This window comes from Amycolatopsis circi (assembly GCF_003385235.1).
Classification (GTDB): Bacteria; Actinomycetota; Actinomycetes; order Mycobacteriales; family Pseudonocardiaceae; genus Amycolatopsis; species Amycolatopsis circi.
In genome coordinates this window covers 21991-28190 of sequence record NZ_PQIA01000131.1, presented here as the reverse complement: position 1 = coordinate 28190, position 6200 = coordinate 21991, and the positions used below count along the sequence as shown (strand labels likewise).

The following is a 6200-nucleotide window of genomic DNA, read 5'->3' as shown; positions in this document are numbered from 1 at the left end:
ACGGTCCTGCCGAGTGCCAAGGCGGCGAGCAGGCACGGAAACGACGGCGACAGCCCGGCCCGGCCCTGTCGGATCGAGCGCTCGACGTAGTGCCGGGACAGCGTCCGCCGGGCGGCTCGGAGCGCCAGCACCGCGACGATCGCGATCGGCACCGTGACATACACAGGTGTCCACGAGACGGCTCCGTCGCGGAAGAAGCTCCGGCCGACGATCGCGTTGCCCGCGCCGAGGCAGGCCAGCAGGGCGATCACCCCCGGCGTCCAGCCGATCCGACGTCCGGCCCGCGCCCTGTTCATGCGCTCCCCCCGCCCCCGAGACCCCGGGAAATTCTAGGGCACACCGGGTGGCTGGGCGAGGAATCGGCCGCATCCGAGAGAACGGTCGTGTCTCGGCGGATCAGCCGCGAATCCCGATCGCGTTCTGTCGCGAAGGGCAATGGTCCGGACAACCGGTGGGCGCAGCAGGGTTCGAACCTGCGACCGCTCGGGTGTAAACCGAGTGCTCTTCCGCTGAGCTATGCGCCCGCACGCCGGAGCAGGGAAACCCCCGCCCCGGCGAGCGAAACAAAGACGAAAATCAGGCAGTCAGTTCCTCGACGGCCTTCTTCCACCCAGCCTGGTCGCGAGCCTCGCCGGGCGCGTTGACCTCGGCGAAGCGGACCACGCCTTCGGTGTCGATCAGGAAGGTGCCGCGAACGGCGAGCCCCGCCTGGTCGTTGAAGACGCCGTACTTCTGCGCCACCTCGCCGTGCGGCCAGAAGTCCGACAGCAGCGGGAACTGGTAGCCCTCGACCTCGGCCCACGCCTTGAGCGAGAACGGCGTGTCGACCGAGACGCCCAGGACCTGGACGCCCTTGCCGTCGTAGTCGCCGAACTCGTCGCGCAGCTGGCACAGCTCGCCGGTGCAGATTCCGCTGAAGGCGAACGGGTAGAACACCAGCAGAACCGGCTTGTCGCCCTTGAACTGCGACAGCGTGACCGGCTGCTTGTTGTAGTCGTTGAGCGTGAAGTCAGGGGCCTGCGAACCGACCTCGACGGCCATACCGGCGATTCCTCTCCAGAGCGAACACGAGCGTGCCGCCCACCCTATCGCGGCCTCAGCGCTGCTTGGCCTTCGAGGACTTCGGCGACACCAGCCGGGTGCCCAGCCAGCCCGGGCCCACGCTGATGTTCGCCGTCTGGGCGAGTCCGACCTGGGGCACCGCCTCGGCGATGTCGCTCGGCTCGACGTGCCCGGGCTGCCCGGTCTTCGGGGTCAGCACCCAGATCACGCCGTCCTCCTCCAGCGGGCCGCGCGCGTCTACCAGCGCGTCCCCGAGGTCTCCGTCGTTGTCGCGCCACCACAGCAGCACGACGTCGATGACCTCCTGGGCGTCCTCGTCGAGGAGCTCACCGCCGATCGTTTCCTCGATCGCCGCGCGAACGTCGTCGTCGACGTCCTCGTCCCAGCCGATCTCCTGGACCACCATGTCCGGCTTGATGCCAAGGCTTTCGGCGACGCCGGCACTGCCTGCGTCTCCCGCGGCGACCACTGCTTCCACTCCTCCAACTACGACGGAGCGCGGCAGTAGGTCCGCCGCACTCTCGGATACACGGTTGTCGAACAGCGAACACTGACGCGGCGCTGCGCGCAACCGTCCACACCGGATCTTTGGCAAGTCGTGTCTGCAGCGTAGGGGCTTGCCACCCGCTCGCCCGACTCCGGGTGGCACTCAGTACCCCACCACTGCGAAGCTCTCCCCGGGAGCCTCCTTTAGGGTGGAGGAGAGAAAACGCGCGCGCGATACACCGTGCGCGGGGAGTGGCGACACTCGGGCGGCCGATGTTACCGGGCAGTACAGGTGACGGGAACCCCAACCGGGACGACCATGGACGTCGGCGAGCACTCCCGCCCACCAGCTACAACGGCTACAACCAGCTACAAGGAGACCCCTTGGCCCCGCAGAACGACGGCGCCTCCGGCAAGGAGACCCCGGCTCGCGTACGCGTCATCCGTGACGGACTCGCGGCGCACCTTCCCGACATCGACCCGGAAGAGACCAGCGAATGGCTGGACTCCTTCGACGAGGCGCTGGCCCGAGGCGGCCAGCAGCGGGCCAGGTACCTGATGCTGCGCATCCTCGAGCGCGCCCGGGAGCGCAACGTCGGCGTCCCGGCGCTGACGTCGACCGACTACGTGAACACGATCCCCACCGAGAACGAACCCTGGTTCCCGGGCGACGAGGAGCTGGAGCGCCGCTACCGCCGCTACATCCGCTGGAACGCGGCGATCATGGTGCACCGGGCGCAGCGGCCGGGCGTCGGCGTCGGCGGCCACATCTCCACCTACGCCTCGTCGGCGGCGCTGTACGAGGTCGGCTTCAACCACTTCTTCCGCGGCAAGGACCACTCCGGCGGCGGCGACCAGGTCTTCTTCCAGGGCCACGCCTCCCCCGGCATGTACGCCCGCGCGTACCTCGAGGGCCGCCTTTCCGAGCAGCAGCTCGACGGGTTCCGCCAGGAATTCAGCCACGCGGGCGAGGGCGGCGGCCTCCCGTCGTATCCGCACCCGCGGCTGATGCCGGAGTTCTGGGAGAACCCGACGGTGTCGATGGGCCTCGGCCCGATGAACGCGATCTACCAGGCGCGGTTCAACCGCTACCTGCGCGACCGCGGGATCAAGGACACCTCCGACCAGCACGTCTGGGCGTTCCTCGGCGACGGCGAGATGGACGAGGCCGAATCGCGCGGCCTGATCCACGTGGCCGCGGGCGAGGGCCTGGACAACCTGACCTTCGTGATCAACTGCAACCTGCAGCGGCTCGACGGCCCGGTGCGCGGCAACGGCAAGATCATCCAGGAGCTGGAGTCCTACTTCCGCGGCGCGGGCTGGAACGTGATCAAGGTCATCTGGGGCCGCGAATGGGACTCGCTGCTCTCGGCCGACCGCGACGGCGCGCTGGTCAACCTGATGAACGTCACGCCGGACGGCGACTACCAGACGTACAAGGCCAACGACGGCGCCTTCGTCCGGGAGCACTTCTTCGGCCGCGACCCGCGGACGAAGGAGCTGGTCAAGGACCTGTCCGACGCCGACGTCTGGAACCTCAAGCGCGGCGGCCACGACTACCGCAAGGTGTACGCGGCGTACAAGGCGGCCATGGAGCACCACGGCCAGCCGACGGTGATCCTCGCCCACACCATCAAGGGCTACGGCCTCGGCCCGTCGTTCGAGGGCCGCAACGCCACGCACCAGATGAAGAAGCTCACCCTCGACGACCTGAAGCTGTTCCGGGACGCGCAGCGGATCCCGATCAGCGACGAGGAACTCGAGAAGAACCCGAAGCTGCCGCCGTACTTCCACCCGGGCCCGGACTCGCCGGAGATCGAGTACATGCGCGGCCGCCGCAAGGCGCTCGGCGGGTTCCTGCCGGAGCGCCGCCCGAAGACCGCCAAGGCGCTCGTGCTGCCCGGCGACAAGGTCTACGAGGGCGTCCGCAAGGGCTCGGGCAAGCAGGAGGTCGCCACCACGATGGCGATCGTCCGGCTCATCCGCGAGCTGGCGAAGGACTCGGAGATCGGCAAGCGGATCGTCCCGATCATCCCGGACGAGGCGCGCACGTTCGGCCTCGACTCGATGTTCCCGACCGCCAAGATCTACAACCCGCACGGCCAGACCTACACCTCGGTCGACGCGAGCCTGATGCTGGCGTACAAGGAGTCCGAGAAGGGCCAGCTGCTGCACGAGGGCATCAACGAGGCGGGTTCCACCGCGTCGTTCACCGCCGTCGGCACGTCGTACGCGACGCACGGCGAGCCGATGATCCCGATCTACATCTTCTACTCGATGTTCGGGTTCCAGCGCACCGGCGACGGCCTGTACGCGGCGGCGGACCAGATGGCCCGCGGCTTCGTGCTCGGCGCCACCGCGGGCCGCACCACGCTGACCGGCGAGGGCCTGCAGCACGCGGACGGGCACTCGCTGCTGCTGGCGGCGACGAACCCGGCCGTGGTGGCGTACGACCCGGCGTACTCGTTCGAGATCGCGCACATCGTCAAGGACGGCCTGCGCCGGATGTACGGCGAGACCGGCCGCGACGGCAACGGCGAGAACGTCTTCTACTACATCACCATCTACAACGAGCCCTACCAGCAGCCGGCCGAGCCGGAGAACCTGGACGTCGACGGCGTGCTCAAGGGCCTCTACCGGTACTCCGACGCCCCCGCGGGCGACGGCCCGGAGGTGCAGGTGCTGGTCTCCGGCGTCACGATGCCGGACGCGCTCAAGGCGCAGAAGATGCTGGCCGAGGAGTGGGGCGTGCGGGCCGCGGTGTGGTCGGCGACGTCGTGGGGCGAGCTGCGCCGCGAAGCGGTCGAGATCGACCACGAGAACCTGCTGCACCCGGACGCGACGCCGCGGATTCCGTACGTCACGCAGAAGCTCTCGGAGGTCAACGGTCCGGTCGTGGCGGTGTCGGACTGGATGCGCGCGGTGCCGGACATGATCCGCCCGTGGGTGCCCACCGACATGCTCACGCTCGGCACCGACGGGTTCGGCTTCTCCGACACCCGCCCGGCCGCGCGGCGCAAGTTCCTGGTGGACGCCGAGTCGATCACCGTCGGCGCGCTGTCCGCGCTCGCCAAGCGCGGCGAGTTCGACCAGGCGAAGGTCGCCGAGGCGGCGCGCCGCTACCGGCTCGACGACGTGGCGGCCGCCGGGCCGCAGACGTCCGACTCCGGCAGCGCGTGACCGTTGCTTGACTCAGGGCCCCTCCAGGACAGCGTCCTGGAGGGGCCTCTGCTTTGCTCATCCGGCCAAAAGCAGGCCGACCCCGCAGCGGCAGGCCGCCGTGGCAGCCATTCGGCCGTGGCTGTGGTCGGATGAGTAACGATCGACACAGTAAGGTAGACATCGGATGTATCCGGATGTCTGACGAAAGGTGGTCGAGCGTGACCCAGCGTCGCCTGCCCCGGCCCAGCGAGTTCAAAGAGATCCTGCGGCCGAAGCCGATCGTGCTCAACCTGACCGACCGGCGCCTGGCCGGCGCGCACACGATCGCCGATCTGCGGATGCTCGCGCGCAAGCGCACCCCGCGCGCGGCGTTCGACTACACCGACGGCGCTGCCGAACTCGAGGACAGCCTCCGCCGCGCTCGGCAGGCCTACCGCCGGGTGGAATTCCAGCCCAACGTGCTGCGCGGCGTGTCCGATGTGGACACCAGCCGGGAGATTCTCGGCAAGCGCTCGGCGCTGCCGTTCGCGTTCGCGCCCACCGGGTTCACCCGGATGATGCAGACCGAGGGCGAGAGCGCGGTGGCCAGGGTGGCGCAGCGCAACAACATGCCGATGGCGCTCTCGACGATGGGCACCACGTCGATCGAGGACCTCGCGGCGGCCGCCCCGGACGCGCGCAAGTGGTTCCAGCTGTACGTGTGGCGCGACCACGGCGCGGGCGAAGATCTGATGAATCGCGCGTGGGAGAGCGGATACGACACGCTCCTGCTGACTGTCGACACGCCAGTCGCGGGCCAGCGCCTGCGCGACGTCCGCAACGGCCTCACCATCCCGCCCGCGATCACGCTGAAGACGTTCGTGGACGGTGCGATGCACCCGGCGTGGTGGTTCAACATGCTGACCACCGAGCCGCTGAGCTTCGCGTCGCTCAACCGGTTCGGCGGCACTGTCGCGGAACTGCTGGACAAGCTCTTCGACCCGACGCTGAGCTTCGACGACCTCGACTGGGTGCGCCAGACCTGGCCGGGCAAGCTCGTGATCAAGGGCGTGCAGAACGTCGACGACGCGCGTGACGTGGTGAAACACGGCGCGGACGCGGTGCTGCTGTCCAACCACGGCGGCCGCCAGCTCGACCGCGCGCCGACGCCGATCGAGCTGCTGCCCGCGACGCTGGACGCGGTCCAGGACAGCGCCGAGGTCTGGGTCGACACCGGCATCCTGTCCGGCGGCGACATCGTGGCCGCGCTCGCCCGCGGCGCGAACACGGTGCTGATCGGCCGCGCGTTCCTGTACGGCCTGATGGCGGGCGGCGAGCGCGGCGTGCAGCGCTGTGTCGACATCCTGCGCACGGAGATGATCCGCACGATGCAGCTGCTCGGGGTCCGGCGGGTCGACGACCTCCGCCCCACCCACGCGACGCTCCGCTGAGCCCGACGTCCGTGAAGGACTCCTTGAGGGAATCTGGTTCCCTCAAGGAGTCCTTCACGG

The 6200-nt window shown here is 69.2% G+C and carries 5 protein-coding genes and 1 tRNA gene; 2 read left to right on the top strand and 4 right to left on the bottom strand.

Translation table 11 applies throughout. The annotated features are described in order from the left end of the window. From D0D37_RS37440 to D0D37_RS37425, 4 genes are all read right to left on the bottom strand, one after another. A partial coding sequence (locus D0D37_RS37440; protein WP_162834660.1) for a hypothetical protein occupies positions 1–296 on the bottom strand: 296 nt, incomplete at its 3' end. Between the two features lie 156 nt (positions 297–452). Further along, positions 453–524 (bottom strand) — tRNA-Val (locus tag D0D37_RS37435). A 52-nt stretch (positions 525–576) separates the two neighbouring features. Then, entirely contained in the window at positions 577–1041 is a 465-nt protein-coding gene (locus D0D37_RS37430; RefSeq protein ID WP_020657595.1) for a peroxiredoxin, read from the bottom strand. 55 nt (positions 1042–1096) lie between these two features. Further along, the gene (locus tag D0D37_RS37425; protein WP_067591158.1) at positions 1097–1531 is read right to left on the bottom strand and encodes a DUF3052 domain-containing protein; all 435 of its coding nucleotides are present in this window, start codon (positions 1529–1531) and stop codon (positions 1097–1099) included. Between the two features lie 401 nt (positions 1532–1932). On the opposite strand from D0D37_RS37425, the gene aceE reads away from it, so the two are divergent. Further along, positions 1933–4728: a pyruvate dehydrogenase (acetyl-transferring), homodimeric type gene (gene aceE, locus D0D37_RS37420; RefSeq protein ID WP_116205313.1), complete on the top strand. Its 2796-nt coding sequence runs from the start codon at positions 1933–1935 to the stop codon at positions 4726–4728. 200 nt (positions 4729–4928) lie between these two features. Next, positions 4929–6140, top strand: coding sequence for an alpha-hydroxy acid oxidase (locus D0D37_RS37415; RefSeq protein WP_116205312.1), 1212 nt, complete (start codon positions 4929–4931; stop codon positions 6138–6140). Positions 6141–6200 lie beyond the last annotated feature (60 nt).

Bases quoted from the DNA above. Each gene is read 5' to 3' on its own strand.
- D0D37_RS37430 (WP_020657595.1), bottom strand. From the start codon at position 1,041: ATGGCCGTCGAGGTCGGTTCGCAGGCCCCTGACTTCACGCTCAACGAC.